Raw genomic sequence first — 26,488 nt, 5'->3', positions numbered from 1 at the left:
CTCGGAGATCCGCGCAAGCGGCATGATCCGGTCTGTGGGCTTGCGTCGCGCGCAGGGCTCGCGGGGGGACGCGTACAAGTAACGAGGGCTCGGACTGAACATGGCGAACACTCCGAAAAAGGTCAAAGACCCTACAGAAGTTGCGCTTTCTGCAATCCAGGAAGCTCTGAACATCAGCGACACCGCGGCCGATACCAGCCGCAACGCCGCAATGCGCAACGAAACGGCGCCCCCGGTGCCGCCGGCCGCGCCTCCGGTCTTCGACGAGCCGAGCTTCGAGCCGCGCCCCGCCGCCAACGAGCGCTCGACCGTGTTCGACCCGGTCGAGGAGCCGCGCACTGCGCGCCGCGCCGCCAACGACGATCGCGAGACCATCGGCCAGTTGCTCCAGGCGCTGCAGAAGGGCCGCCCTGCCCGCAGCGTCTACACCTTCGCCACCATCTTCGCCGGCATCTGGCTCGCCGCCTGCGCTGCGCTGACCTTCGGCTTCCTGCCCTCGATCCAGGCCGCCATGGGCCAGAGCGGCGGCGTGCTGGTGATCGCCGGCCTCGTCGCGATGTTCTTCGCGCCGGTCATGCTGTTCTACTTCCTCGCGAGCCTCGTCTGGCGCGGCCAGGAAATGCGCATGATCGCGCAGGCGATGGCGCAGGTCGCGATCCGCTTCTCCGAGCCGGAAGGCTCGGCCTCCGATTCCATGGTCACCGTGGGCCAGGCCATCCGCCGCGAGGTCGCGGCGATGGGCGACGGCATCGAGCGTGCGATCGCGCGCGCCGGTGAGCTCGAGACGCTGGTCGCCAATGAGGTCGCCGCGCTCGAACGCGCCTATTCCGACAACGAGGTGCGCATCCGCGCTTTGCTCCAGGACATCGCGCATCAGCGCGACAACCTGGTCGGCCAGGCCGAGCAGGTTCGCAGCGCCATTTCCGGCGTGCAGATCGACCTGCGCCACGACATCGCGCTGATCTCGGACGCGATCGCCTCCCGCGTCGACGAGGTGGCCAAGTCGATCACCGGCGCTCTGGAAGAGCGCGGCGCTCACATCACCCAGGCGCTGAGCAATGCCGGCGACAACATGATCCTGGCGCTCGGCGAGCGCGGCGGCGACCTGCTCGACCGTCTCGAGGAGGCCAGCAACGAGACCACGCGCGCCGTGCTCGATGCCAGCGAGCGGCTGACCACCAGCCTCAACTTCAAGACCGGCCATGTCCACGACGAGTTCGTCGACCTCGCCGACCGCGTCCACGAGATGCTGAACGAGCGCATCGACCGCATCACCGGCGAGTTCGAGCAGCGTTCCGCCGCGATCGTCGACGGCATCTCCGAGCGTACCGAGCAGGTGCACGATTCCTTGAAGAACTCGTCGGACTCGCTGCTGCTCGAGCTCGAGCTGCGGTCCAACGACATCTCCGCCAAGATCGACGACGCCGGCAATCGCCTCGCCGGCCAGATCATGACGAGCGGTGACAAGGCCAGCGAGGCGCTCGACGCCACCGTCAACGCCCTGGTCGCCAAGGTCGTCAGCCAGACCGAGACCGCGCACGATTCGCTGTCGCTGCAGATGAGCGCGTTCGACGAGCTGGTGAGGAACCAGGGCACCGAGCTGGTCGAGAAGTTCGCCCGCGATTCCGGCACGCTGGGCGCGCTGATCACCCGCCACATCTCCGAGTTCGACCGCACCGTGAAGACCTTCGGCGGCGAGATCGTCGAGCGCATGGGCCAGCGCACGCAGGACATCGCCGAGACGCTGAAGACCTATGTCGACGATTTCGACACCCGCTTCACGTCGAACGGCGGCCAGATCACGGCGGTGCTCGACCAGCGCCTCGTGCAGTTCGAGACCACGATCGGCGAACGCGTCGGCAATATCGACGCCTCGCTGAACGGCAAGATCGCCAGCCTCGACGGCACCATCCAAGGCCACATCAGGACCTTCGACGAGCAGCTCGTCGGCCGCGTCGCCGCGCTCGAGCTGTCGTTCGATAGCCGCGCGAAGTCGATGACCGAGACCATCGACGGACGCATCAACACGCTGGCGACGTCGCTGAGCGACGGTGCCGCGCAGGCGATCCAGTCTATCGACTCCCGCCTCACCTACCTCACGACGTCGCTGACCGGCGGGGCGTCGCAGGCCATCGAAACAATCGATGCAAGGCTCAATCACCTCACGAGCTCGCTCACCGACGGTGCCTCGCAGGCCATTGAAACCATCGATGCGCGCCTCAACCACCTCACGAGCTCGCTGACCGACGGTGCATCGCAGACCATCCAGTCGATCGACACCCGCCTGACCCACCTCACGACCACACTCACGGGTGGCGCGACGCAGGCGCTCGAATCCATCGACTCCCGCCTCACCTACCTGACCACCGCCGTGACCAACGGCGCATCGCAGGCCGTGCAGTCGATCGACACGCGCCTGACGCTGCTGACCTCGACGCTCACCGACGGCACCGCGCAGGCGATCGAGGCGGTCGACCGCCGCATCACCGGCGTCACCGAGATCATCGACGGCCGCAGCACGCATCTGACCGACACGGTCACGGCACGCTTCCAGGAGATCCAGCAGGCCATCGAGACCAAGGTCGGCTCGGTCGCCAGCGACATCGACGTGCGCGTGGCTCAGTTCGAGGATCTGCTCGGCTCCCGCGTCGAGGCCGTGGCCGGCCGCATCGAAAGCAGCGGACGCCAGGCCAGCGAGGACATGATGTCCCGCGCCGAGATGATCTCGACCGCGATCCGCTCGCATGTCGAGGACGCCGAGCGCTCGCTCACCAACCTCGTCGTCAACACCAGCGAGACCATCCAGACCGGCGCGCGCACCGCCCAGCAGTCGCTGCTGACGGTCTCCTCCGATGTCAACGCCCAGCTCAAGATGACCTCGGCCGAGGTCGAGCAGGCGCTGACCGCAGTCGGCACCGGTGCGGCGAACTCGATCCTGACCAGCGCGCGCGAAGCGCAGTCGACGCTGGTCGCGGCCTCGGGCGAAGCCTCCACCCAGATCAAGGGGCTCGCGGCCGACGTCGAGCGCACGCTGTCGGCGGCGGGCTCCGCCACCGCGGCCTCGATCCTGGCCGGCGCCCGCGAGGTGCAGACCACCCTCGTCACCGCGTCCTCGGATGCGGCGAGCCAGGTCAAGACGCTCACCGCCGACGTGCAGCGCTCGCTGTCGATGGCCGGCACCGCCACGGCGGAGTCGATCACCGCCGGCGCCCGCGATGCGCAGAGCACGCTGATCGCGGCCTCGACCGAGACCGCAAACCAGATCAAGGCGCTGTCCTCGGACGTGCAGCGCTCGCTGACGATGGCGGGCACCTCGACGGCCGAGACCATCATGAGCGGCGCCCGCGAGGCCCAGAGCACGCTGGTGACGGCGTCCTCGGACGCGGCGAGCCAGGTCAAGTCGCTCGCGGCCGAAGTGCATCGCTCGCTCTCTCAGGTCGGCCAGACCACCGCCGAGACGATCACCACCAGCGCCCGCGACGCCCAGAGCACCCTTCTTGCTGTCTCCGCAGAACAAACCAGCCAGGTCCGTTCGCTCGCGGCCGAGATGCAGCGCGCGCTGGCGACAGCCGGCGGCGCCACCATCGAGGCGCTCACCAGCGGCGTGCGCGAGGCCCAGGGCACGCTGATCTCCGCCTCGACCGATGCGGCGGGCCAGATCAAGTCGCTGACGACGGACATCGAGCGCACGCTGACCGCGGTCGGCGCCGACACCGCCTCGACCATCCTCAACAGCGCGCGTGAAGCCCAGATCTCGCTGACCTCGACCTCGGCCGACGCCGCGAGCCAGATCCGCACGATCTCGACCGAGATCGAGCGCACGCTGAGCGCAGCCGCCGCCAACGCGACCAACGACATCCAGACCAGCGCGCTCAACGCCCAGAACGCGCTGATCTCCGCCTCCAACGAGGCGAGTTCGCGCGTCAAGTCGAGCTCGGCCGACGTCGAGCGCTCGGTGCTCGCCGCCAGCTCCAGCTTCGGTCAGGCCATGACCGGCAAGACCGACGAGATCGTCACCTACGTGCAGCAGCAGGCCGACCGCCTGTCGAACATGATCGACGCAAAGCGCGGCGCACTGGTCGACGCGATCGGCTCGAAGACCAGCCAGCTCACGCTCGACATCGACCGCGTCACCTCCGACGCGCTGAAGTCGATTGAGACGCGCGGCCAGGCCTTCTCGCAGACCATGATGGGCAACGGCTCGGAAGTCGCCCGCACCATCAACGCGGCGAGCGAGGTCGCCACCAGCGCCGTCGGCAAGTCGCTCAAGGACCTCGAGCAGGCCTCGCGTTCCGCGATCGACCAGTCGCGCCAGGTCTCGATCGCGGCCGTGACGGAGATGCAGGAGACCAGCAAGATCCTGCGCACCGACACGGTCGCCCTGTTCGAGCGCCTGCGCGAAGGCAACATCCTGCTCCAGGAGGTGCTGACCGGTGCGCACGACAACCTCAACTCGCTCGAGCGGGCGCTGGTGACCCGCGTCGCCGACTTCGTCTCGGCGATGAACGACGTCACCTCGCGCAACGGCGCGGCGACGCAGAACCTGGAAGAGCAGCTCAACGTCTTCAACAGCAAGACCACGAAGGCGCTGCAGGATCTCGGCGAGCTGTCGACCCAGTTCGACAAGCATGGCCAGGCGCTGGTCGAGGCCGCGCAGGTCGTCGAGCAGAGCAACAAGAACACCACTGCCTCGCTCGCCGAACGCAAGCAGGCACTGGAATCGCTCGTCACCACGATCGACCTGCGCACGGCCGATCTCGACCAGCGGCTGTCGCGCTTCACCGGCCTGCTCGATGAATCGCTTGCCGCGGCCGAAGAGCGCGCCCGCGACATCGCCCGCGTCGTCGCCGAGACCGCCGGCGCCGGCTCGGCCGCGATCACCCGCCAGTTCGAGGCGGTGCGCGCGGCGTCCGAAGAGGAGCACCGGCAGACCATCGAGGCCATGCACGACATCTACCGCCAGACTACGGACGAGGCGGATACGATGTTCAAGCAGTCGACCGAGAAATTCACCAACCTCGTCGCCAGCATGAAGCAGATGGCTTTCGAGATGCACAACGAGCTCGAAGCCACCCGCAACGAGCTGCGCCGCGGCGTGCTCGAGATGCCGCAGGAGGCCGCCGAGAGCACGGCGCAGATGCGCAAGGTGATCGTCGACCAGATCGAGGCGCTCGCCGAGCTCAACCGCATCGTGGCCCAGCACGGCCGCGGGCTCGACGTCACCACGGCGGGCCGCGCCAGCGTGCAACGCCAGGAAGAGCCGGTGCTGGCGGCCGTCGGCAGCCGGGCTCCCGAGACCCGCATGCGCGACATCGGCAGCGCCTCGACGCTGCCGCCGCCGGACCTCGGCATGCCGGCCTCGCGCCGCACCGAAGCGCCGCCGGTCGCGCCCGGTGGCAACGACCAGGGCCGTGACGGCTGGCTGTCGGACCTGCTCAACCGCACCGACGCCAATCAGGGCGCACCGGCCGGCCAGGCCCCGCGTGGCCGCGCCGCACCCGCGCCGCAGCCGCAGGCGCCGCAGGCAAGCAGCAATCCGCTGGAATCGTTGTCGCTCGACATCGGCCGGCTGATGGACCGCAACCTCGCCGCCGAGATGTGGGACCGCTACCAGCGCGGCGAGAACAAGGCCTTCACCAAGCGCCTGTACACGCCCGCCGGCCAGAAGGCCTTCGACGAGGTCGCCCGCAAGTACCGCGCCGACCGCAACTTCAAGGGCACGGTCGACCGCTACGTCGCCGAGTTCGAGCGCCTGCTCGACGAAGTCGCCCGCGACGGCCGCGGCCCGCAGGAGCTGCGCAGCCACCTGATCTCGGAGACGGGCCTGGTCTACACCCTGCTCGCGCACGCGGCGGGCCGGCTGGGGTGAGCGGAAGCTCGCCTTTGGCGAATTGCGAATAGCGAATTGCGAATGAAAACGGAGCCCTCGCGGGCTCCGTTTTTGTTTGGGATCGATCCGTGAGGAAGGCTGTATACGCTACTCGCTACTCGCTATTCGCCACTCCCCATTCGCGCTTTCCTACCGCCTACCGCCTCGGCGCTGCCGCAGGCTTCGGCGGCTCGGGCGGCGGGGCGGGCTGCGACGAGTTGCTGGCGCCGAACAGGACGCGGGTCGGGTTGCGGTCGAAATTGTTCACGGCGCGGCTGATGTCGCCGAGGGTGCGGCGGCCGTCGGCCATCAGAGCGCCGGAGCGCTTGTCGAAATCTTCGGCTAGCTCGCGGATCGACTTCACCGCCTGGAACAGCTCGCCGCCATCCTTGCCGCCGGCCAGCGTGTTGAGGCCGAGCATGAGATTGTCGGCCTTGAGCATGACGCCGTCGACCTTGGCCATCACGGCGTCGATCTTTTCGGAATTGCGCGCCAGCGAGTTGGTAAAGGTCTCGAGGTTCTTCAGCGAGTTCTTCACCGATTCCTGATTATCGGCGACGATCTTGTTGACGTTCTGCAGCGTGGCGCGGATCGCCTCGGTGACATCCTGGAGCTTGTTGGGGTCGGCCGTGAGCGTCGGGATGCCGTCCTGGTCGAGCGGCGGAGCCGGGGCGGCCTCCTCGCCGCCCTTCAGCGAGATCGCCGCAACGCCGGTGAGACCCTGGAATTCGAGGCCGACCAGGGTGTCCTTGCGGATCGGGGCGTTATTCTCGATCATGGCGAGTGCGACAACCCGCCGCGGGTTGTCCAGCTTCACCGAGACCACCTCGCCCACCCTGATACCGTTGAAATTGACGCTGCCGCCGTTGCGCAGGCCCGCCGCCGGGCCCTCGAACACGACGCGCAAGGGGCTGCGCTGCTTGGTTGTGTGCAGCGACTGAAACCACAGCACGAAGCCGATCGCGGCGGCGATCACCGCCAGAGTGAACGAGCCGATCAAAATGTAGTTCGCCCGCGTTTCCATCAGGTGCTCCGGCTACTCAACCCAGCTCTCAACCCATGACCGCGCGGGCGCGCTTGCCATGAAAATACTGCCTCAGCCAGGGATGCTGCGAGGCCTGCATGTCGGCGATCGACCCTGCCGCAATGATCTTACCGTTCCCTAAAACGGCGATGCGGTCACATGCTGTGTATAGGCTGTCGAGGTCGTGGGTTACCATGAAAACCGTCAGCCCCAAAGTGCGCTGCAGGGTCCGAACCAGCTCGTCGAAGTCGCCCGCGCCGATCGGATCGAGGCCGGAGGTCGGCTCGTCCAGGAAGACGAGGTCGGGATCGAGCGACAACGCACGCGCCAGCGCCACGCGCTTGATCATGCCGCCGGAGAGTTCGGACGGGAAACGCTCGGCGACCTCGGGCTTGAGGCCGACCATGGTGAGCTTGGCCATGGTGATCTCGTCCATCAGCCGCTGCGACACGCGCAGATATTCGCGCATCGGAAACTGGATGTTCTGCCGCACGGTCAGCGAGGAGAACAGCGCGCCCTGCTGGAACAGGACGCCCCAGCGCCGCTCGACATTGCGCCGCTGCGACGCGCTCGATGAATCGAGGTCAACGCCGAACACTTCGATGGAGCCCGCGACCTTCGGCACCAGGCCGATGATGGTGCGCGTCAGCACCGACTTGCCCGCGCCGGAGGGGCCGACGAAGCCCAGGATCTCGCCGCGCTTGACGTCGAGGTTGAGCCCGTCCAGCACGCGCGTGGCGCCAAACTGCACGGTGATGTCGCGGACGCGGATGATCGGGTCCTGTATCTCGCCTGCCATCGTCACATCCCGATCGAGGCGAAGAAGATGGCGAAGATGCCGTCCATGACGATGACGAAGAAGATGCCCTTCACCACCGACGCGGTGGTGTGCTGACCCAGCGATTCCGCACTGCCCTGCACGGCGAGCCCTTCGACGCAGGCGACGATGCCGATCACGGCGGCCATCACCGGCGCCTTGACGATGCCGACGATGAAATGGTCGATCGAGATGGCGTCACGCAGGCGCAGCAGGAAGGCCTCCGGCTGAACGCCGCCATAGAGCCAGGCCACCAGACCGCCGCCATAGAGCGCGGCCATGGCGCCGAGAAACGCCAGGATCGGCAGCGCCAGCACCAGCGCCATCATGCGCGGCAGCACCAGGACCTCGATCGGGTCGAACCCCATGGTGCGCAGCGCGTCGATCTCCTCGCGCATCTTCATCGAGCCGAGCTCGGCGGTGTAGGCGCTGCCCGAACGGCCCGCGACCATGATCGCGACCAGGAGCACGCCGATCTCACGCAGCACCAGCACGCCGAGCATGTCGACGACGAAGATGTCGGCACCGAACCTGCGGAAATGGAAAATGCCTTGCTGCGCGATGATGCAGCCGATCAGGAAGGTGATCAGCACGATGATCGGCACCGCGCGCCAGCAGACCTGCTCCATGTGGTGCACGGTCGAGGTCAGGCGGAACGAGCGCGGATGGATCAAGACGCGAAACCACGCCGCGAGCACGGCGCCCAGCATGTCGACGAGGCCTGCCACCGTACCGGCGACGCCGGCCACGGTCCGGCCGATCTGCTCCAGCATGCCGGAGATGGTGATCGGGTCGCTGTCGACCACGGCCGCCCCCCTGACCCGCCGCACCTCGTCCACGAGGCTGGAATAATTGGCGGAGAGCCCCGCGATCTGCGCCTCGACGGGTCCCTTGGTCAGGCTGCGGCGCAGCCGCTCGATCAGCCAGGCGCCGAACGTGTCGAGCTTGGCGACCTCGGAGACGTCGATGAAGATGCTTTGCTGGGTGTCTGCAAGCTTCTCGGCGTCGGCGACCATCCGCTCCAGGACCGGCGCAAAGCTCGCGGTCCAGGTGCCGGTGGCGCACAGTGCCAGGGCGTTGCCCTTGGCAATCCGTTCCAGCTTCGGATCGCCACTCATGTCCGCTCCCGTGCCGGGGCGGAGAAAATCAGATGGTTGCGCACGCGCCCTTACCCAGAGAAGGTATCCCCAAGGGTTAATGTTAGTTGCTAGAGGTAACTAGCAGGTTCAGATTTCGCCAGAGTTCAAAATGACTTCCATGAAATTTGCAGCTCTGGCGACGCGAATCGAGCGCTTCCCGATCGCCGGCAGCTTTACCATCAGCCGGGGCGCCAAAACCGAGGCCGTCACGGTCGTGGCGGAGGTCAGCCGGGGCGGCCTGACCGGCCGCGGCGAATGCGTGCCCTATCCCCGCTACGGCGAGACGCCGGAGGCGACGCTGGCCGCGATCCAGGCCATGCAGGAGGCTGTCGCGGGCGGGCTGACGCGAGAGACCCTCCAGGCCGCAATGCCATCAGGTGCGGCCCGCAACGCCCTGGATTGCGCCCTGATCGACCTCGAGGCCAAGGCGGCGGGCTTGCGCGCCTGGAACCTGCTGGGCCGCCCGGCCCCGGAAGAGCGCACCACGGCTTACACGATCTCGTTAGCGACCCCAGAGGCCATGGCAGCCGCGACCGCCAAATCGGCGCACCGTCCGCTGCTCAAGATCAAGCTCGGCGGCGACGGCGATCCGGAGCGCATCGCAGCCGTGCGCAAGGCCGCCCCTGAGGCCGAGCTGATCGTCGATGCCAATGAGGCATGGACCGAGGCCGATCTGGAAGCCAATCTCGCCGCCTGCGCCGCCGCCGGCGTGGCCCTGGTGGAGCAGCCGCTGCCGGCAGGCCGCGACGAAGCGCTGGCGCGCATCAAGCGCCCCCTCGCCGTCTGCGCCGACGAGAGCGTGCATGACCGCAAGTCGCTTGCGCCTTTGCGCGATCGCTACGACGCCGTGAACATCAAGCTCGACAAGACCGGCGGCCTCACCGAGGCGCTGGCCATGGCCGATGCTGCCCGGGCGCTCGGCTTCGAGATCATGATCGGCTGCATGGTCGCGACCTCGCTGTCGATGGCGCCTGCAATGCTGGTGACGCCCCAGGCGCGCTTCGTCGATCTCGACGGCCCCTTGCTGCTGGCGCGCGACCGCGACCACGGCCTGCGTTATGACGGCAGCCTGGTCTACCCGCCGGACGTTTCGCTCTGGGGCTGAGCCGTGAGGCGATGCCGCGCCGACCAGATCAGAATGGCGCCGGCAGCGGCCATCGCGGCCATGACGTAATAGACATTGTCGCCGATGCGGGCGTAGATCGCGCCTGATGCGATCGACGTCGCCGCCCCCAGGAGCCCGTTGCAGGCGGCGTAATAGCCCTGCCCGCGCGCGATCTGATGCGAAGACACGCGCTGCACCAAAAGGTTCATGGTGCCGACGATGGTCAGGCCGAAGCTGAAGCCGTGGCCGAGCTGGGCGATCGCGAGCAGCACGAGCGGCGGCTCGCTCGCGGTGACGATCCAGCGCAGCACGGCGATCACGCCGCCGATGGCTATCAGCGTGGACGGCTGCAGCGAGAAGCGCGGCGACAGCGCGAACACGACGATCTCTGCCATGATGCCCAGCGTCCACAGCACCGCGATGGTCAGCCCGCTGATGCCTTGGAGCTGCCAGTTGATGGCCGAGAAGGTGTAGAAGGCGATGTGACTGCTCTGGATCAGCGCCGCCGACGCGATTACGGCCCAGAAGGCTGCATCGCGCAGCAGCGGCTTGCCGGCATGCCGCTCCGGCGTCCTGTGCCTGAGATCGTCGAGCGGCTGCAGCAGCAGGCTGGCGAGAACCGCGACGACGGCCCAGGCGACGATGACCCAGATCAGGTCGCGCGGAGCGATGACGTCGACGAGATAGCCGCAGGCGAGCGAGCCGGCGGCAAACGCCGCCGACCCCCACAGCCGCAGGGGTCCGTAATCGAGCCCGTAGCGGGCGACACCGCGCAACGCATAGGCATCGGTCAGCGGCATCGTCGGCGTCCACACCATGCAGGTCAGCGCATAGATCAGGAACAGCGCCAGCGGCTGCTGCTGCAGGCCGACCATCGTAAATCCGATCGCAGTGGCCAGCGCCGACACCATGATGGCGGCGCGAATGGCCTGTCGCTTTTCGGCAAAGGCGGTCACTTGCGGCAGCGTGGTGAAGCGCGTGATCGCCGGCAGCGCGGTGATGACGCCGATCCAGACAGCGTCGATGCCGATCGCCTTCAGCCAGACCGGGAAGAACGGCACATGCGTGCCCAGAACCGCAAAGAAGGCCGAATAGAACACGGCGAGGCTCAAGGCGAATCGCCGCTTCGTCGCTGCCGCGATGGGGATTTGTGATTCGGACTGCATCAAACCAATTGCGATTCGGTCGATATCGTGGTGATCGTTACAGTAACGCGCACTGATTTGCGCGACGAGATTGTCATGGCCAACGAAGCATTCGCCCTCTCGCCCATGTCTGCCCGCGCGGCCGCGCCGAACGAGCAGGATTACGAAGCGATCCGCGAAGCCTTCATGGAGACCGCGCGCGGCCGCTGGTTCCTCGGCGAGTATGCCAAGCGCAACCGCAATGCCGACACAAGCATGGTGCTGGATGCGGTCGCCAAAATCGAGGAAACCCTTGCGGCACAGCGGCAACCGGTGGTCGAGGACCGCTTGCCCGAGGCGCTGGTCGAGATCCGCCGCGCCATCCGCGAGGCCGAGACGATCGCGCTCGCCGCGTTCGATCCCGGCGCGATCGAGGCGAGTCTCGCGCCGATCCCGCGCGGGGTCCGCATCATCAAGGAGATCTCCTGGCGCTGGCGCGAGATCGGCGCCGACGGGCGAATCTGCGACCTCATTGATTCGCAGCTGGCCTCGATCGAGGCCGCCTGCGGGCAGATCTCGACCCTCGATCCCCGGATCGATCTCAAGGCTGCGTTCGATCTGCTGAAGGATCGAGTCGAGCAGCTCGACGGCGACGCAACGCCGCAGGCCGCGCCTGCTCCGGCGCAGGAGGCGCCGTCATCAGTCGCAGAAGCCTCGCCCGTCGAGACGGCGGCGATGGCGGGCGATGCATCCGTGGCTTTTACGGAGACGCGCGAAGAGATCGCGGCAACTCCGGAACTCGATGCGGCCGTCGAAGCAGCGGCCGTCGCTGAAACCTCCGCCATGGCCGAGCAGGCCATGGACGCGGCTGCCGCACAGGGGATCGCAGCCGAAAACCAGATCCCTGCCGAAAGCGCGGCACTCGAAAACCTCGCGCCTGATGATGCCGAGCTCGAACCCGTCGTGTTTGAAGAGCCGGCCGCTCAGCCGGAGGCCTTGACGGAAGCACGCGAGGAGTTCGCGCTCGACGCCGCAGCCGAGGCCGAGGACGAAGCCATCCTCGAGGCCATCGCGATGGAGATGGCCGCGCCCGATCCCGACTTCGACGAGATCATCGAGCCGGTGGAGATGGCAGCCGCGACGCCGGAGCCGGCGCTCTCGGATGTCGTGGCGCCCATTGCCACCGAACAACCGGAGCCGGTCGCAGCTGAGCCTGTCCTCGCAGCCATCGCCGAAGAGCCCGCGGACGCGCCGATCGCGCTGGACTCGCTCGCGCGCCTCACCGACGCCATCGCGGAAGCCGCCGCCGAAGTGATGGAGCAGCAGGCACCGGCCATGGCGGCCACCGCATCAATGGCCGCAGCCCCGACCGCGACGCTGCCGATGCCCTCGCCGCTGCCCGCGTCCATGTCCGACGCCTCGCTCGGCGCCACCATCCTCGCCAGCGGCATCCTGCAAAAAACCCGCGCACCGGCCAACGACCCGCTCGCCCCGATCCGCCGCATGACCCAGGCCGAGAAGATCGCGTTCTTTTCGTGAGGATAAAGCCGCGTACCCAGCTGTCGTGTCCCGGGCAAGCGAAGCGCAGATCCGGGACCCAGCTCTATAACATGGGCCCCGGCTCAGCAGCGCACCGCTAAGAAGCGCTGCGCTGCGTCCGGGGCACGAGAGTCGGATTTGATGCGAGCTCTCTCCACCGTCATTACCAGCGCAGTGAAGCAATCCAGGCTCTCTCCGCGGAGGGATTCTGGATTGCTTCGCAGAGCCTGTCATCGGGCCGTGCTATGCGCGGATCCGTTGGCTCGCAATGACGCGTAGGCGACGTCAGCGCCTCACCCGCAATTCCAGATCGGACCGATCGGCGTGCGCGTCCAGCACGGGCCATAGCTGCCGCCGTTGTAGCGGCCGCCGTTGAATCCGGGGCGACCGAAATAGTGCCACTCGCCGTCCCAGCGATAATATTGTGGGACCGGGTCGATGTACCAATGGCGCCGGTCGGCGCGCGACAGGCGGCGCATGGCGTCTTTCTGCTTGTACAGCGGGATGCTGTTGCTGAGCGGCTGCCGATAGCCAGGCAGAAAGCCGTAGCCCTTCCAAACCGGCTTGGGGCGCTTTTGCACGGGCTCGGCGGGTGCGACGGCAGGCAGCAGCGACAGGACGACAGCAACGAAGAGACACAGAAGGCGAGACATGAATTGACGATAGACGCTCGCCTGCTCGAACGCCATTCAAATTCGAGTGCTGGCAGATGGTCGCGCGGGAGCATCGCAGACGATGAAACGGCCGCTTTGATCTCACGTTGCGTCTATCGACGCAGCCCTACTAGCCGATCACGCCCTTCCTGATCAGGAAGCAGCCATAGCCCCTGCTGTCACCGGCCTGCACGACGCCAAAGCCGGCCGCTGCCGCGCGATAGAAATCGGGACGCGCGAGCTTGCCGGGCGTGACCGGCCGGCCAGCCGCACGTGCGATCTCCGCGAGCACGGCGCGCTGCACCTCGGGCACGCGGTCGGGATCGTCGACCGGCATCATCACACGCACGGGATCGGGATCGAAATCGTCGAGCGGATAGACCGACATGATGGCTCGTATGGCGACCTCCATCGTCATGCCCGGCAATTGGATCAGGCGCTGCGACGAGGTGCCCTGCGCGATCCGGGTGGCGGGGTGATTGGCATCGACGAACACGAGGTCGTCGCCATGGCCCATCGCGGCGAGCAGCCAGAGCAAATCGGGGGTGAGAATCGGATCGATCGATTTCAGCATGTGGCGGACGTCCTCCCAATCGATCACTAACCATAACAGGTTCCGAGCGTGATTCAGATCACGGAGGCCAGCATGGTGACAGGGATCACGGACCGCAAGGCTCGAACGCGGCCAAGCTGGCGCGCAACCAATCTCGCATCGAGATGAGTGCCAAAGGAGCACGCCATGTTCCGCCTAAAGCCCTTTTTCATGACGGCGAGCCTGTTGGGAAGCCTGTTCGGCTTCGCCTGCGGACCCGTTTTCGCGCAAGTTGCCCCGGTCCAGCCTGCCCCCACCGCGCTGCAAGGCCCGGAGCAGCGGGTGGCGCTGGTGATCGGCAATGCGAACTACCAGAATGCGCCGCAGCTTGCGAACCCCGACGATGACGCCCAGTCGATGGCGCAGTTCCTGAACTCCGCCGGGTTCGAAGTGGTCGCAGCGACCGACTTGACCCAGAACGACATGCTCCGCGTCGTCCAGGACTTCTCCGCCAAGGTCGCCTCGCGCGGTCCGAACACGGTGGCGATGGTCTATTACGCCGGTCACGGCGTGCAGCTCGCCGGCGAGAACTATCTCGTTCCGGTCGACGCCAAGGTTTCCAGCCCGACCGAGCTGGTCAACAATTCGCTGCGCCTCGTCGACGTGATGTCGACGCTGGAGACGATCCCGAGCCGCATGCGCATCGTCATCCTCGATGCCTGCCGCAACAACCCTTTCCCTGAAATCAACGACGCCGGCCGAGGCTTGGCAATCGTCGATGCGCCGAACGGCTCGATCGTCGGCTACTCGACCGCGCCAGGTGCCGAGGCGCTCGACGGCACCAATGGCCACAGCCCGTACACACAGGCGTTCCTGACCGTCGCGCGAGAGCCCAACGTGCCGATCGAGCAGCTGTTCAAGCGCGTGCGCCTGCAGGTCAACCAGACCACCAGCGGCGCGCAGATTCCTTGGGAGAGCTCGTCATTGACGAGCGACTTCACCTTCTTCGGTGACACCGCCGTTGCCGCCAACCGCGCGCCGGTGAAAGCGCCGGTCGTGCAGATGGCCTCCAATTTGCCGAGCCGCTCCACCCGCCAGGCCTATGACTACGTCGTGTCCGAGGGCCGTCCGGAGTACTATCAGGAGTTCATCCGGATGTACCCGCACGACCCGCTGTGCGACCACATCCGCTGGCTGCTCAACAACATCCTGATCTCGCAGGCCTGGCACAAGGCGGTGCTCGCCAACTCGCCGCTCGCCTACAAGAGCTTCTATGACAGCTACGGCAACAGCCCCTATGCGCAGGTCGCGCTGAAGCTGCAGGTGCAGCCGAAGCAGATCCCCCTGATGCAGGCGACCAAGTTCCTGGCGCCGCAGACCATTGCTCCGACGATCAAGATCGGCAATCTCGGCCAGCCCAAATACATGCCGCTGATGCAGCAGGGCAATGGCGCGCAGGTGAACGGCAATCTGCCGGTCGTGCAGAAGCCGCTCGACGGCAATGTCGTCGGCAAGCTCGGCAATGGCGGACAGATCGTCACCCTGCCTGCGGGCAACAACCAGCCGAACCCGCAGAACGGCACGCCGCCGCAGACCCCGAGCAAGATCGTCACGCTGCCTGCGCCGACCAACACGGTCAACGGCAAGGTCGGCATCGGCAAGATCGTGACCCTGCCTGCGACCAGCACCATGCCGAATGGCGGCACCGTCAAGCCGGGCAAGATCGTGACCATGCCGGTGAATGTCGGCAAGGGTGGCCCGAACATCGAGTCGAAGCCGGTCAACGTGCAGACTCCGAACCGCCCGATCCGGCTCAACAACGGCAACACCGGCATCGTCAAGCTCAACAATAACCCGTTGAATAAGGGGCAGGTGCAGAACAACGTGCAGAACACCCGCCCGCAGATCAACACGATGCCGAGCCGCATGGTCAGCAGCAACAACAACTTCCGGCAGTCGATGAACCAAGCGCCGAGCATGAACAATGGCGGCAACCGTCGCGGCGGCTTCACGCACTGATTGCGGCGAGCGAGACGACAGAGGGGCAGAGCGGAAACGCTCTGCCCCTTCTTCATGTCTGTTCTTGGTCATTCCGGGATGCGCCGGAGGCGCAGGCCCGGAATCCATACTCCCGATCGTGGTTATGGATTCTCAGATGCGCAATTGCGCATCATAGCTCTCGCTGCGCGAGCCCCGGAATGACGATCAGGCCACCAGCTCCGCGAACAGATCCGCATCGACATTGCCGCCTGACAGCACGATGACGACGTTCTTGCCGGCGACATCGAGGCGGCCCGCGAGTAGCGCAGCAAGCCCCACCGCGCCGCCGGGCTCCACCACCAGCTTCAGCTCGCGATAGGCAAAGGCGACCGCCGCGCCGACTTCCTTGTCCGACGCCGTGACGCCGCGCGCCAAGAGCTTGCTGTTGATCGCAAACGTCATCTCGCCCGGCATCAGGGCCATCAGCGCATCGCAGATGGTGCGGCCGGCCGGCGGATGCGGCTCGCGATGGCCTGCGCTGAGTGAAATGCCGTGATCGTCGAAGGCCTCGGGCTCGGCGACCACGATCGCGGCTTGCGGATAGCGCGCCTTGACCGCCGTGGCGACACCCGCGATCAAGCCGCCGCCGGAGGCCGGCGCCACCACGATGTCGGGGCTGAGGCCCAGCGTTGCCATGTCCTCGGCAATCTCACGGCCGGCGGTGCCCTGCCCTGCGATCACGAAGGGATCGTCGTAGGGTTTGACCAGCGTCGCGCCGCGCTTCTCGGCAATGCCGCGCGAGATCGCCTCGCGGTCGTCCTTGTCGCGGTCGTACAGCACGACCTCGGCGCCGTAGGATTTGGTGCGCTCGCGCTTCGACAGCGGCGCATCCGCTGGCATCACGATGGTGGCCTGCATGTCCAGGATCTTTGCCGCCGCCGCCACGCCCTGGGCGTGGTTGCCGGAGGAGAACGCAACGACGCCGCCGGCGCGCTTGTCCTGCGGGATCGAGAACACCTTGTTGAAGGCGCCGCGGAACTTGAACGAGCCGGTGCGCTGAAGCATCTCCGGCTTCAGGAACACTTTCGCACCGACGCGCTCGTTGAGCACCGGGAAGGACAACAGCGGGGTGCGGATGGCGTAAGGCGCGATCACGCGCGCTGCGGCATCGATGTCGGCAGGGCCGACCGGAAGGGCCTGTTGGGTCATGGCGGAATGTTATCGCGGCCGATCAGGCCCGGGCAAGACACCTCCGCGAGAGGATTTCTTGCCTTAAGCCACGAAACGCGGCTGTTCCGCGGCGGTCCGACCGGGCAGCACCGCCCCGACCGCCAAAATGCTGTCAATAAAGACCGTTGCAGAGGCCTCCCAGGTGTAATTGGCGGCGAACGCGACGCAGTCCTGCCGGGAGATATCGAGCGCGGCGAAGCAGGCATCGCGCAGATCGTGATCGAGCGCGCCGACCGGCGCATCGCCGATGACGTCGCGGGGACCCTTCACGGGGAAGGCCGCGACCGGCAGGCCGCTCGCGAGCGCCTCCAGCAGGACCAGGCCGAAGGTGTCGGTCTTGCTCGGGAACACGAACACGTCGGCGGCCGCGTAGATATCCGCCAGTTCGTCGCCGTGCTTCTCGCCGAGGAAGATCGCATCGGGATAGGCCTCTTCCAGCGAGGCGCGCGCCGGGCCGTCGTCGACGACCACCTTGGTGCCGGGTAGGTCGAGGTCGAGGAACGCCTCGAGATTCTTCTCGACTGCGACGCGGCCGACCGACAGGAACACGGGTGCCGGCAGGCAGAGATCGATGACGCGCGGGTGGAACAAATTGGTGTCCACGCCGCGCGGCCACAGCACGACATTGTCGAAGCCGCGCTCGGTCAGTTCGCGCGCGAGCGCCGGCGTCGCCGCCATCACGGCGCGGCTGGCGCTGTGGAAGCGCCGCAGCGCCCGCCAGATCAGCGAGCCCGGCACTGGCACGCGGGCGCGGACATATTCGGGAAAGCGGGTATGGAAGCTGGTCGTGAACGGCAGCTTGCGCTGGCGGCAATAGCGGCGGACCATCAGGCCGATCGGCCCTTCGGTCGCGATGTGGATGCTGTCGGGACGCGCCTCCTCGATCAGCCTTGCGATCCGGGCCGGGCGCGGCATAGCGAGGCGCACGTCGCGATAGCTCGGCATCGCGAAGGTGCGGAACGATTGCGGCGTCAGGAACGTGAACTCGACGCCGAGCGCTTTTGCAGCGTCAGAGAGCTTGGTCAGCGTCCGAACCACACCGTTGACTTGCGGGTGCCAGGCGTCGGTCGCGACCAGGATGCGCATCAAGTGGTCCTTGTTATGCAGCTCTGGCTGCGACCTGTGGCACCTGCTCCGGCTTCCGCAACTGATCCGCCCAGGTGATGATCTCGAAGTGACCGTCGTCATGCTCGACCAGGGCGGTGCAGCTCTCCACCCAGTCGCCGCAATTCATGTAGCGGATGCCGGCCTCGTCGCGGATCACGGCGTAGTGGATGTGGCCGCAGATCACGCCGTCGGCCTGGTGACGCCGCGCCTCGGCGGCGAGCGCCTGCTCGAACGCACCGATATAGTTGACGGCGTTCTTGACCTTCTGCTTGGCCCATTGCGACAGCGACCAATAGGGCACGCCGAACAGGCGGCGGAAGAAGTTGACCAGGCGGTTCATCTGGATCGCGAAGTCGTAGGCCTTGTCGCCGAGATGGGCGAGCCAGCGCGCGTTCTGCACCACGAGATCGAAGATGTCGCCGTGAATGACGAGATAGCGCTTGCCGTCGGCGCCGGTGTGAACCGTGTTCTCGACCACGTCGATGCCGCCGAAATGCGTACCGTAATAGTTGCGCAGGAACTCGTCGTGATTGCCGGGAATGTAGATGACCTTGGCGCCCTTGCGCGCCTTGCGCAAAAGCTTCTGGACGAGGTCGTTATGCGATTGCGGCCAGTGCCAGCTCGATTTCAGCGCCCAGCCGTCGACGATGTCGCCGACGAGATAGATCGTATCGGCATCGTGGTAGCGCAGGAAGTCGAGCAGAAGATCGGCTTGTGAACCGCGGGCCCCGAGATGGACGTCGGAGATGAACAACGTGCGAAAGCGCCGCTCCGGGCTCTCGTCACTCACATCGTAACTTCCCATGCGCCAGCCTGTAACAATGTCCCGTGACAGGGGGATGACCGATTGAACCCTTGAGGCACCTTCAAATACGAATCACGCCTTGCCTCGCCCTCCCCGCGAATATCAGTCGCATGCGACAATCAGGCGACATGGCGCCGCAGGGTAGGTGCGCTCCCTCCCCGCTTGGCTTGCGGGAGAGGCGAAGCAAGCCCGCCTCAGTAGAACTTGTGGAAATGATGGATCGGCCCGTGGCCGTGGCCGACGCTGAAGCGGTCGGCGGCGGCGATCGCGGCGCTGATCCAGGCCTTGGCGTTGCGCACGGCGGCCTCGAGGTCCTCGCCCCTGGCCAGCCCTGCCGCGATGGCGGAGGACAGCGAGCAGCCGGTGCCATGGGTGTTGCGGGTGGCCACACGCGGCGCGGCGAGCGCGATCGCGGTCTCGGCAGTGACGAGATAGTCGGTGCTCTCGGCGCCCTCGCCGTGCCCGCCCTTGATCAGGACGGCGCGGCAGCCCAGCGCCAGCAGGCGTCGACCCTGGCTTTCGATCTCGGCCTCGCTCGCCGCCACCGGCGCATCGAGCAGGGCCGCAGCCTCCGGGAGGTTCGGCGTGATCACGGCAGCCAGCGGCATCAGCCTGGTGCGCAGGGCGTCGACGGCTTCAGCGGCGAGCAGGCGGTCGCCGGAGGTCGCCACCATGACGGGATCGAGCACGACATGCCGCGGCGCCCAGCGCGACAGCGCGGCCGCGATGGCATCGATGCTGGCGGCCTGGGCCACCATGCCGATCTTCACCGCACCGATGTCGAGGTCGGAGAACACCGCGTCGATCTGCTCGGTGACAAACCCGGCCGGCACCGCGTGAATGCCGGTCACGCCGCGCGTGTTCTGCGCCGTCAGCGCCGTGATCACGGAGGCGCCGTAGACGCCGAGCGCGGCAAACGTCTTCAGGTCCGCCTGGATGCCGGCGCCGCCGCTCGAATCGGAACCGGCGATGGTGAGTGCGACCGGGGTCGTCATCGCGGGAGACATGTGCTTGAGGAGGCCGCCATGGCCTCTCGTAGCGCGACCGTGGAACGTCAGCAAGCGCGCCGGGCCGCCGCCAAGCGTGATTCGCGAACCGATTGCGCACCTTGCGAATCAGTCGGACACCGCGCGGACCAAGACCCGCAATGGTGCGGACTTGAAAATGCAACCGCGCCGGACCCTTGCTATAGTCGCGTACCTTAGCGTGCTTCGCCGGTTACGCGAGACGTCAGGTGGTGGAACCGTCCAGCGCCCCCATGTTGCGGGCCGCCGGCCCCGCAAGCCACCTGAACAAGACTCCTTGGGGTGGAACGAATGTGGGCCTTCTTCGAACGTCTCCTCGACTCGTCCATGCTGTCGCCGCACGGCATCTGCCTGTTGTGGGAGCCTGAGCTGATCTGGCTTCACGTCGTTTCCGACGCCAGCATTGCCGCCGCCTATTTCTCGATCCCGTTCGCCCTCGCCATCCTCGTCACCAAGCGGCGCGACCTCAAGTTCGGCTGGGTCTACTGGGCGTTCGCGATCTTCATCATGGCGTGCGGCCTGACCCACGTGCTGTCGATCTATACGCTCTGGGTTCCGATCTATGGCATCGAGGGCATGGTCAAGGCCGCCACGGCGGTCGCGTCGGTCTTCACCGCCGCCGCGCTCTGGCCGCTGCTGCCGAAGATCCTCACGATCCCCTCGCCGTTCGAGCTGCGACAGGTCCAGGCCGCGCTCGAGGAGGAGGAAATCAAGAGCCGCGACGCCACGCTGCTGCTGCAGCAGGTCCGCGACGCCCAGCGCGCGATGCGCGAGAGCGTGGCGCGCCTCACCGCGATCGTCGAGACCGCGGTCGACGGCGTCATCCTGTTCGATGCGAAGGATCGCATCCTGCTGTTCAATCCGGCCTGCGAGCGCCTGTTCGGCTACCGTGCCGACGAGGTGATGAACCGCAACGTCGGCATGCTGATGCCCGAGGCGGATGCGGCGCCCGACCGCCAGGCGCGGCATTTCGCGACCGGCGGCGAGGCCGTCGGCCTGCGCAAGGACGGCACGACGTTTCCGATGGAGCTGTCGGTCGGCCAGGCGCGGCAGGACGGCGAATTGATCTTCGTCGGCATCGTCCACGACCTCACCGCGCGCAAGCTGACCGAGCAGCAGCTTCAGCAGGCGCAGAAGATGGAGACGGTCGGTCAGCTCTCCGGCGGCATCGCGCACGACTTCAACAATCTGCTGACCGTCATCATCGGCAATGCCGAGCACCTGAGCGAGCAGCTCAAGGCGAGGCCCGACCTCGGGCGCTTTGCCGACGACATCTGCCAATCGGGCGAACGGGGCGCCGAGCTGACGCAGCGCCTGCTCGCCTTCAGCCGCCGCCAATTGCTGCGGCCTCAGACGATCGATTGCCGGAGCCTGCTCGATTCCATGTTCAAGCTGCTCAAGCGCACCTTGCGCGAAGACATCGAGATCAGGACGACCTCCGGGCCCGGCACAATCCTGGCCTTTGCCGACCGCGCCCAGCTCGAATCCGCCGTGCTCAATCTCGCGCTCAACGCGCAGGATGCCATGCCATCGGGAGGCCACCTCACGCTGGCCACGGAGCTGATCACGATCGAGGATGATGACGGTGCCGTTCACCGGGAGGTCGCACCCGGCAGCTACGTCCTGATCGCGGTCACCGATGACGGCGAAGGCATGACGCCCGAGGTCGCCGCACGCGCGTTCGAGCCGTTCTTCACCACCAAGGAGGTCGGCAAGGGCTCGGGCCTCGGCCTCAGCATGGTCTACGGCTTTGCCAAGCAATCAGGCGGCCATGTCTCGATCTACAGCGAGGCTGGCCTTGGGACCACGGCCAGGATCTACCTGCCGCGCGCGAGCACCGGTAGGTCGCAAGCCGATCTTCCCGACGGCGAGGACACGGCGCCGCGAGGCTACGAGACGGTCCTGATCGTCGAGGACGATCCGTTCGTCCGCTCCTCCGTCATTCGCAGGGTGGAAGCGCTCGGATATCGCGTCGTCGCCGCGGTCAACGGCAAGGATGCCTTGCAGCAGCTGCAGGGCGATCCCGGCATCGACTTGCTGTTCACCGATATCGTGATGCCCGGCGGCATGAGCGGGTGGGAGCTCGCCGATCAGGCGCGGCGGGTGCGTCCCGGCCTGCCGGTCCTGTTCACCTCGGGCTACGCGCTGGAGACCCTGGTCGAGCAGGGCCGCGCGCAGGCGCGAGCGGTCGTGCTGACCAAGCCCTACCGCAAGGTCGAGCTCGCTCAGCGCCTGAGGGATGCATTGGCCGCCGCAGTGGTCCCATCCTAGCATCGCGCCCGAATGCGCCTCGGATGATCCAGCAAGTTCGCTTGCTAAATCCAGCCGGTTTTGGCCTATTAGCCGGAAGAATACGCTTTCGGAGTGCCCGCGATGGTTCCTTTTTTCGTTCAGATCAAGTGCAAGCTCGGCCAGTCCTATACGGTGGCCAATGCGCTTGCCGAAGCCGAGATCGCCTCCGAGATCTACTCCACGGCCGGCCAATACGACCTCCTGGTGAAGTTCTACGTCGACAAGGATACCGACATCGGCCACTTCGTGAATGAGAAGGTGCAGGTGCTGCCGGGCATCCAGGACACCCTCACCATCATCACCTTCAAGGCGTTCGGCACCGGCTAAAGCATGATCCGGAAAAGTGCGAAGCGGTTTTCCGGAAAGATCATGCGTAAACAACAACCGAAAGCGCGATGATGATTCATCCCAATCTCATCGCGCTTTAGACCACGCGCAAAACAACGGCCGAAGCGCCGGCAGCGCTAGCCGCCCTCCTTGCGCTTGGGCGGGGTCGGTCCCTGCACCGGCGGCAGCGACTTCAGATAGGCGGCCATCGCGGCGCGGTCTTCCGCGGTCAGTTGCGCCAGATTCTTGATCACCGCCCGCATCGCGCCCGAAGCGCTGTCGCCCTCGGGCAGGTCGCCGGTCTCGAGGAAATCCGCGATATCCTTCTCGCTCCAGTTGCCGATGCCCTGCTGCGTGATGTTGGGGACCCAGCCCTCCCCTTCCGGATTGGGCCCACCGGCAAAGCGCTGGCCGGCGATGATGCCGCCGAGCGCATTGCGCGGGCTGTGGCATTCGGCGCAATGGCCGAAAGCGTTCACGAGATAGGCTCCGCGATTCCATTGCGGCGAGCGCGCGGCGTCCGCGACGAACGGCGCGGTGTCCATGAACAGCAGCTTCCAGATGCCGACATTGCGGCGGATGTTGAACGGAAACGGCAGCGCGTGGTCGCCCACTGTGCCGGACACCGGCGGAAGCGTCTTCAGATAGGCAAAGAGATCACGGACGTCGTCGACGCTGGCCAGATGATAGGACGTGTAGGGAAACGCAGGGAAATAGTGCGTGCCCGCGGGCGAGACACCGCGCATCACGGCGTTGACGAAATCGGCCTCGCTCCAGCGGCCGATCCCGTAGGCGGGATCGGGGGAAATATTGGGGACGTAGAACGTCCCGAACGGCGAGCCCAGCGCCAGCCCGCCGCCGAGCCGCAGGCGATCGGGCTGATTGGGGGTGGCATGACAGGACGAGCAGCCGCCGGCGTTGAACAGCTCCTGCCCGTTGGCGAGATCGGGGTTGCGTGTCGGCGCCGGCAAGGCCAGCACGGCCGGGGCGGTCAACCACCAATAGAGGGCGAACGCCGCGGCGGCGGCGATCAAGGCGGCAAGAAGCGTTCGTCCCAACATTCGATCATTCCATCGTGAACGCGCGAACTTAAGGGTCATGCCGCGCCCGATCCAACCACGAATATTTTAGGCGGTCCGGCTGTAATGCCGGAATAAACCGCACGACGCACTGTTTGAACAGCATCAGGCGTAAACAGGAGAGATCTATGACCAAAGCCGTTTTTGCCACACTGGTACTCGGTGCTGCCGTTGCGTTCGCCGCCCCGGCCAGCGCGGAGAAACTGAAGGCGACGCTGGACGGCAAATCCGAAGTCCCCGCCAACACCAGCAGCGCGACCGGAACGGCCGATCTGGACTACGACGCTGCCAGCAAGAAGCTGTCCTGGACCGTCACTTATTCCGGTCTCTCGGGCCCTGCCACCGCCGCGCATTTCCACGGGCCTGCCGAAGCCGGCAAGAACGCCGGCGTCGCGGTCCCGATCCCGAATGCAGCCTCGAGCCCGGTCAAGGGCGAAGCCACGCTCACCGACGCGCAGGCCGCCGATCTGCTCGGCGGCAAGTACTACATCAACATCCATACCGCGGCGAACCCGGCCGGCGAGATCCGCGGTCAGGTGACGAAGTAAAGCGAAAACGCGGGCTTCGTCGCGGAAAGGCCGGACGCAAGGAGGGAGCGTCCGGCCTTTTCGATTCCAAGCAGTTGAACTTCGTAGCCCGGATGGAGCCGACGGTCGGCGCGAAGCGCCGCCCGTCGGTGCGATCCGGGAGCCTGCGCGTTGCGGACAGGTCCCCCGGATTTCGCTGCGCCCCATCCGGGCTACGACGCTGCGACTCTGACCGTGCTCAAGCCGCGTTCAGCGCCTGCGCGAGGTCGGCGATCAGGTCCGACGGGTTCTCGATACCGATCGACAGCCGGATCGTGGAATCGAGCACGCCGATCTTTCGGCGGATGTCGGCGGGAACGCCGGAATGGGTCATCGTCGCCGGCAGGCTTGCGAGCGATTCCGTGCCGCCAAGGCTCACCGCCAGCTTGAGGATCTGCAGCGCGTTGAGGAATTTCACCGCCGCCTCTTTGCCGCCGACGATGTCGAACGAGAACGTCGAGCCCGCGCCCAGGCATTGCCGCGCGAACACACGGCCGGACAGCGAGCCCTGCTCGTGGTGACCGAGATAGTGCACCCTGGCGACCTTCGGATGGTCGCGCAGGAAGTCCGCCACGAGCCGCGCATTCGCATCGGCCTTCTCCATCCGCAGGCTGAGCGTCTCGAGCGAACGGTTGATCATCCAGCAGGAATGCGGATCGAGCTGGGTGCCGATGGCGCCGCGCAGCGCCTTGATGCCTTTCATGATCGCCTTCGATCCGAGCGCGGCGCCCGCGATCAGGTCGGAATGACCGCCGACATATTTCGTCAGCGAATACAGCGACAGATCCGCGCCGTGCTCGATCGGCCGCTGAAACACCGGCCCGAGCAGCGTGTTGTCGCAGGCGATGACCGGCGTGTGTCCCTGGGCCTTGCCGATGGAATCGGCGGTGCGGCGGATCATTGCGATGTCGACGAGGCCGTTGGTCGGATTGGCCGGCGTCTCGATCAGGATCATCGAAACCCGCCCCTTGCCCATCGCCTCCTCCGAGGCCTGCTTGACCGCCGTCTCGTCGATGCCGTCGGCAAAGCCGACGGCGCCGATCGACAGGCGCGCGAGCGTGTTCGTCAGCAGCGTCTCCGTCCCGCCATAGAGCGGCTGCGAGTGCAGGATGACATCGCCCGGGCGAACGAAGGCCAGGATCGTGGTTGCGATCGCCGCCATGCCGGACGAGAACAGCGCGCAACTCTCCGTGCGCTCGTAGATCGCGAGCCTGTCCTCGACGATCTCGCTGTTGGGATGATTGAAGCGCGAATAGACCAGGCCTGCGCCCATGCCTTCCGGCGGCTCGCGCCGTCCGGCGACGTAGTCGAAGAAGTCCTGCCCGTCCTCGGCGGTCTTGAACACGAAGGTGGAGGTCAGGAACACCGGCGGCTTGATGGCCCCCTCGGACAATTGCGGATCATAGCCATAGGTCAGCATCAAGGTTTCCGGATGCAGCATATGATTGCCGATATGGGTCTTGGAGGGGAACGGTTTTGCCATGGCCTGTCTCGCTGTTGATCGAGGTGCTCGCCGCGCGCTGGGAATCCCGACGTGAGGATGCCGGGAGGAGACTCGTGTGAGCGCACGGCCGTTGGCGCAAAGATAGCCGCTCTCGCGGCAATCCGTCAGGCCTTGCGGACGGAAGTTCCCGCGGGCCGCGATCAAGAAAAAGGCGGTTGCTTTCGCAACCGCCCTTTCCGAAGTCCTTGGTAGCCCGTTAACTGCGCCCGGTTATTTCAACTTCACGCGATAGGTTTCGTGACAATCATTGCAGCGGTCGTTGATCGTCGTGTAGGCCGCCTTCAGGCCCGCGACATTGGTGATCTTGCCTTTGACCTCAGTGATCGCCTTCTGCACCGGCGGGATCTTGGCATCGAAATCGGCCTTGTTCTGCCAGACCTTCGGCGAGGAGCCATAGGTCGCGTTGACGACATCCTGCTTGGGATTGATCTCGAAGGTCTTGGCGATCTTGGCAACATCGGCCTCGATGCTGGCGATGGCCTCATCGGCAGCCTTCTTGTCGAAGGGAATATCGCCCTTGCTCATCTTCTGAAGCACGCCATACTGATTCTTGGCGATCGCTCGCATCAGATTGTCCTGCTGGACGGCAATCTCCTGTTGCGCCATGACGGCGCCCGCGCCCAGCACGAGGACGCCCGCGACAATCATCGTCCGTTTCATTGGTTGGTTTCTCCGGCTCTCGAGACGTTCAGGGAATGAGACGTCACCGGCTTCGCGCGAAGCCGGGACCCATCATGGATAGAACCCCGCGCGGCGGGTTTATTCCCGTGC

General features: G+C 66.2%; 20 protein-coding genes. 7 read left to right on the top strand and 13 right to left on the bottom strand.

Annotated elements, in window-relative coordinates:
- Window positions 1–100 precede the first annotated feature (100 nt).
- The gene (locus tag I6F17_RS20365; protein ID WP_225129758.1) at window positions 101–5,869 is read left to right on the top strand and encodes a negative regulator of septation ring formation; all 5,769 of its coding nucleotides are present in this window, start codon (window positions 101–103) and stop codon (window positions 5,867–5,869) included.
- Window positions 5,870–6,026: 157 nt separating this feature from the next.
- Here I6F17_RS20365 and I6F17_RS20360 read toward each other — a convergent pair whose 3' ends face one another.
- The 3 genes from I6F17_RS20360 to I6F17_RS20350 are packed head-to-tail and all read right to left on the bottom strand — an operon-like array spanning window position 6,027 to window position 8,828.
- Window positions 6,027–6,893 carry an MlaD family protein gene (locus tag I6F17_RS20360; protein ID WP_036015558.1) on the bottom strand — a complete coding sequence of 289 codons (867 nt, stop codon included), beginning with the start codon at window positions 6,891–6,893 and terminating at the stop codon, window positions 6,027–6,029.
- 28 nt (window positions 6,894–6,921) lie between these two features.
- Window positions 6,922–7,692, bottom strand: coding sequence for an ABC transporter ATP-binding protein (locus I6F17_RS20355; protein WP_036044529.1), 771 nt, complete (start codon window positions 7,690–7,692; stop codon window positions 6,922–6,924).
- 2 nt (window positions 7,693–7,694) lie between these two features.
- Entirely contained in the window at window positions 7,695–8,828 is a 1,134-nt protein-coding gene (locus tag I6F17_RS20350; RefSeq protein WP_225129756.1) for an ABC transporter permease, read from the bottom strand.
- Between the two features lie 130 nt (window positions 8,829–8,958).
- Here I6F17_RS20350 and dgcA point away from each other — a divergent pair, with 130 nt between their 5' ends.
- Entirely contained in the window at window positions 8,959–9,954 is a 996-nt protein-coding gene (gene dgcA / locus I6F17_RS20345) for an N-acetyl-D-Glu racemase DgcA (protein WP_225129754.1), read from the top strand.
- On the opposite strand, the gene I6F17_RS20340 is transcribed toward dgcA, so the two are convergent.
- Window positions 9,924–11,120, bottom strand: a complete 1,197-nt coding sequence (locus I6F17_RS20340) for an MFS transporter (RefSeq protein WP_225129752.1) — start codon at window positions 11,118–11,120, stop codon at window positions 9,924–9,926. The two genes, dgcA and I6F17_RS20340, sit on opposite strands and share 31 nt — an antisense overlap.
- A 75-nt stretch (window positions 11,121–11,195) precedes the next feature.
- Between I6F17_RS20340 and I6F17_RS20335 the strand changes: the two genes are divergently transcribed.
- Window positions 11,196–12,617, top strand: a complete 1,422-nt coding sequence (locus I6F17_RS20335; protein ID WP_225129750.1) for a hypothetical protein — start codon at window positions 11,196–11,198, stop codon at window positions 12,615–12,617.
- Between the two features lie 293 nt (window positions 12,618–12,910).
- Here I6F17_RS20335 and I6F17_RS20330 read toward each other — a convergent pair whose 3' ends face one another.
- Window positions 12,911–13,306 (bottom strand): hypothetical protein, encoded by a 396-nt coding sequence (locus I6F17_RS20330; RefSeq protein WP_225129748.1) that lies wholly within the window; start codon window positions 13,304–13,306, stop codon window positions 12,911–12,913.
- Between the two features lie 94 nt (window positions 13,307–13,400).
- On the bottom strand, window positions 13,401–13,844 hold the full coding sequence (locus I6F17_RS20325) for an RbsD/FucU domain-containing protein (RefSeq protein ID WP_225129746.1): 444 nt from the start codon (window positions 13,842–13,844) through the stop codon (window positions 13,401–13,403).
- 165 nt (window positions 13,845–14,009) lie between these two features.
- Here I6F17_RS20325 and I6F17_RS20320 point away from each other — a divergent pair, with 165 nt between their 5' ends.
- On the top strand, window positions 14,010–15,821 hold the full coding sequence (locus I6F17_RS20320) for a caspase family protein (protein ID WP_225129744.1): 1,812 nt from the start codon (window positions 14,010–14,012) through the stop codon (window positions 15,819–15,821).
- 186 nt (window positions 15,822–16,007) lie between these two features.
- Here the strand turns inward: I6F17_RS20320 and I6F17_RS20315 are convergent, their stop codons facing one another.
- From I6F17_RS20315 to thiD, 4 genes are all read right to left on the bottom strand, one after another.
- Complete coding sequence (locus I6F17_RS20315) at window positions 16,008–16,991, bottom strand: threonine/serine dehydratase (RefSeq protein ID WP_225129741.1); 984 nt, start codon at window positions 16,989–16,991, stop codon at window positions 16,008–16,010.
- Between the two features lie 63 nt (window positions 16,992–17,054).
- The gene (locus tag I6F17_RS20310; RefSeq protein WP_225129739.1) at window positions 17,055–18,098 is read right to left on the bottom strand and encodes a glycosyltransferase family 1 protein; all 1,044 of its coding nucleotides are present in this window, start codon (window positions 18,096–18,098) and stop codon (window positions 17,055–17,057) included.
- Between the two features lie 13 nt (window positions 18,099–18,111).
- Window positions 18,112–18,924, bottom strand: coding sequence for a UDP-2,3-diacylglucosamine diphosphatase (locus I6F17_RS20305; RefSeq protein WP_109143147.1), 813 nt, complete (start codon window positions 18,922–18,924; stop codon window positions 18,112–18,114).
- Window positions 18,925–19,118: 194 nt separating this feature from the next.
- Window positions 19,119–19,919 carry a bifunctional hydroxymethylpyrimidine kinase/phosphomethylpyrimidine kinase gene (thiD, locus tag I6F17_RS20300; RefSeq protein ID WP_225129737.1) on the bottom strand — a complete coding sequence of 267 codons (801 nt, stop codon included), beginning with the start codon at window positions 19,917–19,919 and terminating at the stop codon, window positions 19,119–19,121.
- Between the two features lie 321 nt (window positions 19,920–20,240).
- On the opposite strand from thiD, the gene I6F17_RS20295 reads away from it, so the two are divergent.
- Both I6F17_RS20295 and I6F17_RS20290 read left to right on the top strand, forming a co-directional pair.
- Window positions 20,241–22,220, top strand: a complete 1,980-nt coding sequence (locus I6F17_RS20295) for a PAS domain-containing sensor histidine kinase (RefSeq protein ID WP_225129735.1) — start codon at window positions 20,241–20,243, stop codon at window positions 22,218–22,220.
- A gap of 102 nt (window positions 22,221–22,322) precedes the next feature.
- Window positions 22,323–22,568, top strand: coding sequence for an Lrp/AsnC family transcriptional regulator (locus I6F17_RS20290; RefSeq protein WP_018642903.1), 246 nt, complete (start codon window positions 22,323–22,325; stop codon window positions 22,566–22,568).
- A gap of 137 nt (window positions 22,569–22,705) precedes the next feature.
- Here I6F17_RS20290 and I6F17_RS20285 read toward each other — a convergent pair whose 3' ends face one another.
- Window positions 22,706–23,629: a cytochrome c gene (locus I6F17_RS20285; RefSeq protein WP_225129733.1), complete on the bottom strand. Its 924-nt coding sequence runs from the start codon at window positions 23,627–23,629 to the stop codon at window positions 22,706–22,708.
- Window positions 23,630–23,775: 146 nt separating this feature from the next.
- On the opposite strand from I6F17_RS20285, the gene I6F17_RS20280 reads away from it, so the two are divergent.
- Window positions 23,776–24,195 (top strand): CHRD domain-containing protein, encoded by a 420-nt coding sequence (locus I6F17_RS20280; protein WP_036015536.1) that lies wholly within the window; start codon window positions 23,776–23,778, stop codon window positions 24,193–24,195.
- A 217-nt stretch (window positions 24,196–24,412) separates the two neighbouring features.
- Here the strand turns inward: I6F17_RS20280 and I6F17_RS20275 are convergent, their stop codons facing one another.
- On the bottom strand, window positions 24,413–25,696 hold the full coding sequence (locus tag I6F17_RS20275) for a cystathionine gamma-synthase family protein (RefSeq protein ID WP_225129731.1): 1,284 nt from the start codon (window positions 25,694–25,696) through the stop codon (window positions 24,413–24,415).
- Between the two features lie 231 nt (window positions 25,697–25,927).
- Window positions 25,928–26,377, bottom strand: coding sequence for a cytochrome c (locus I6F17_RS20270; RefSeq protein WP_225129729.1), 450 nt, complete (start codon window positions 26,375–26,377; stop codon window positions 25,928–25,930).
- Between the last annotated feature and the right edge of the window lie 111 nt (window positions 26,378–26,488).

It is taken from the genome of Bradyrhizobium sp. NBAIM18 (assembly GCF_020193825.1).
GTDB lineage: Bacteria > Pseudomonadota > Alphaproteobacteria > Rhizobiales > Xanthobacteraceae > Bradyrhizobium > Bradyrhizobium yuanmingense.
The sequence above is the reverse complement of the archived record's forward strand: the minus strand, read 5'-3'. Positions and strand labels throughout refer to the sequence as shown.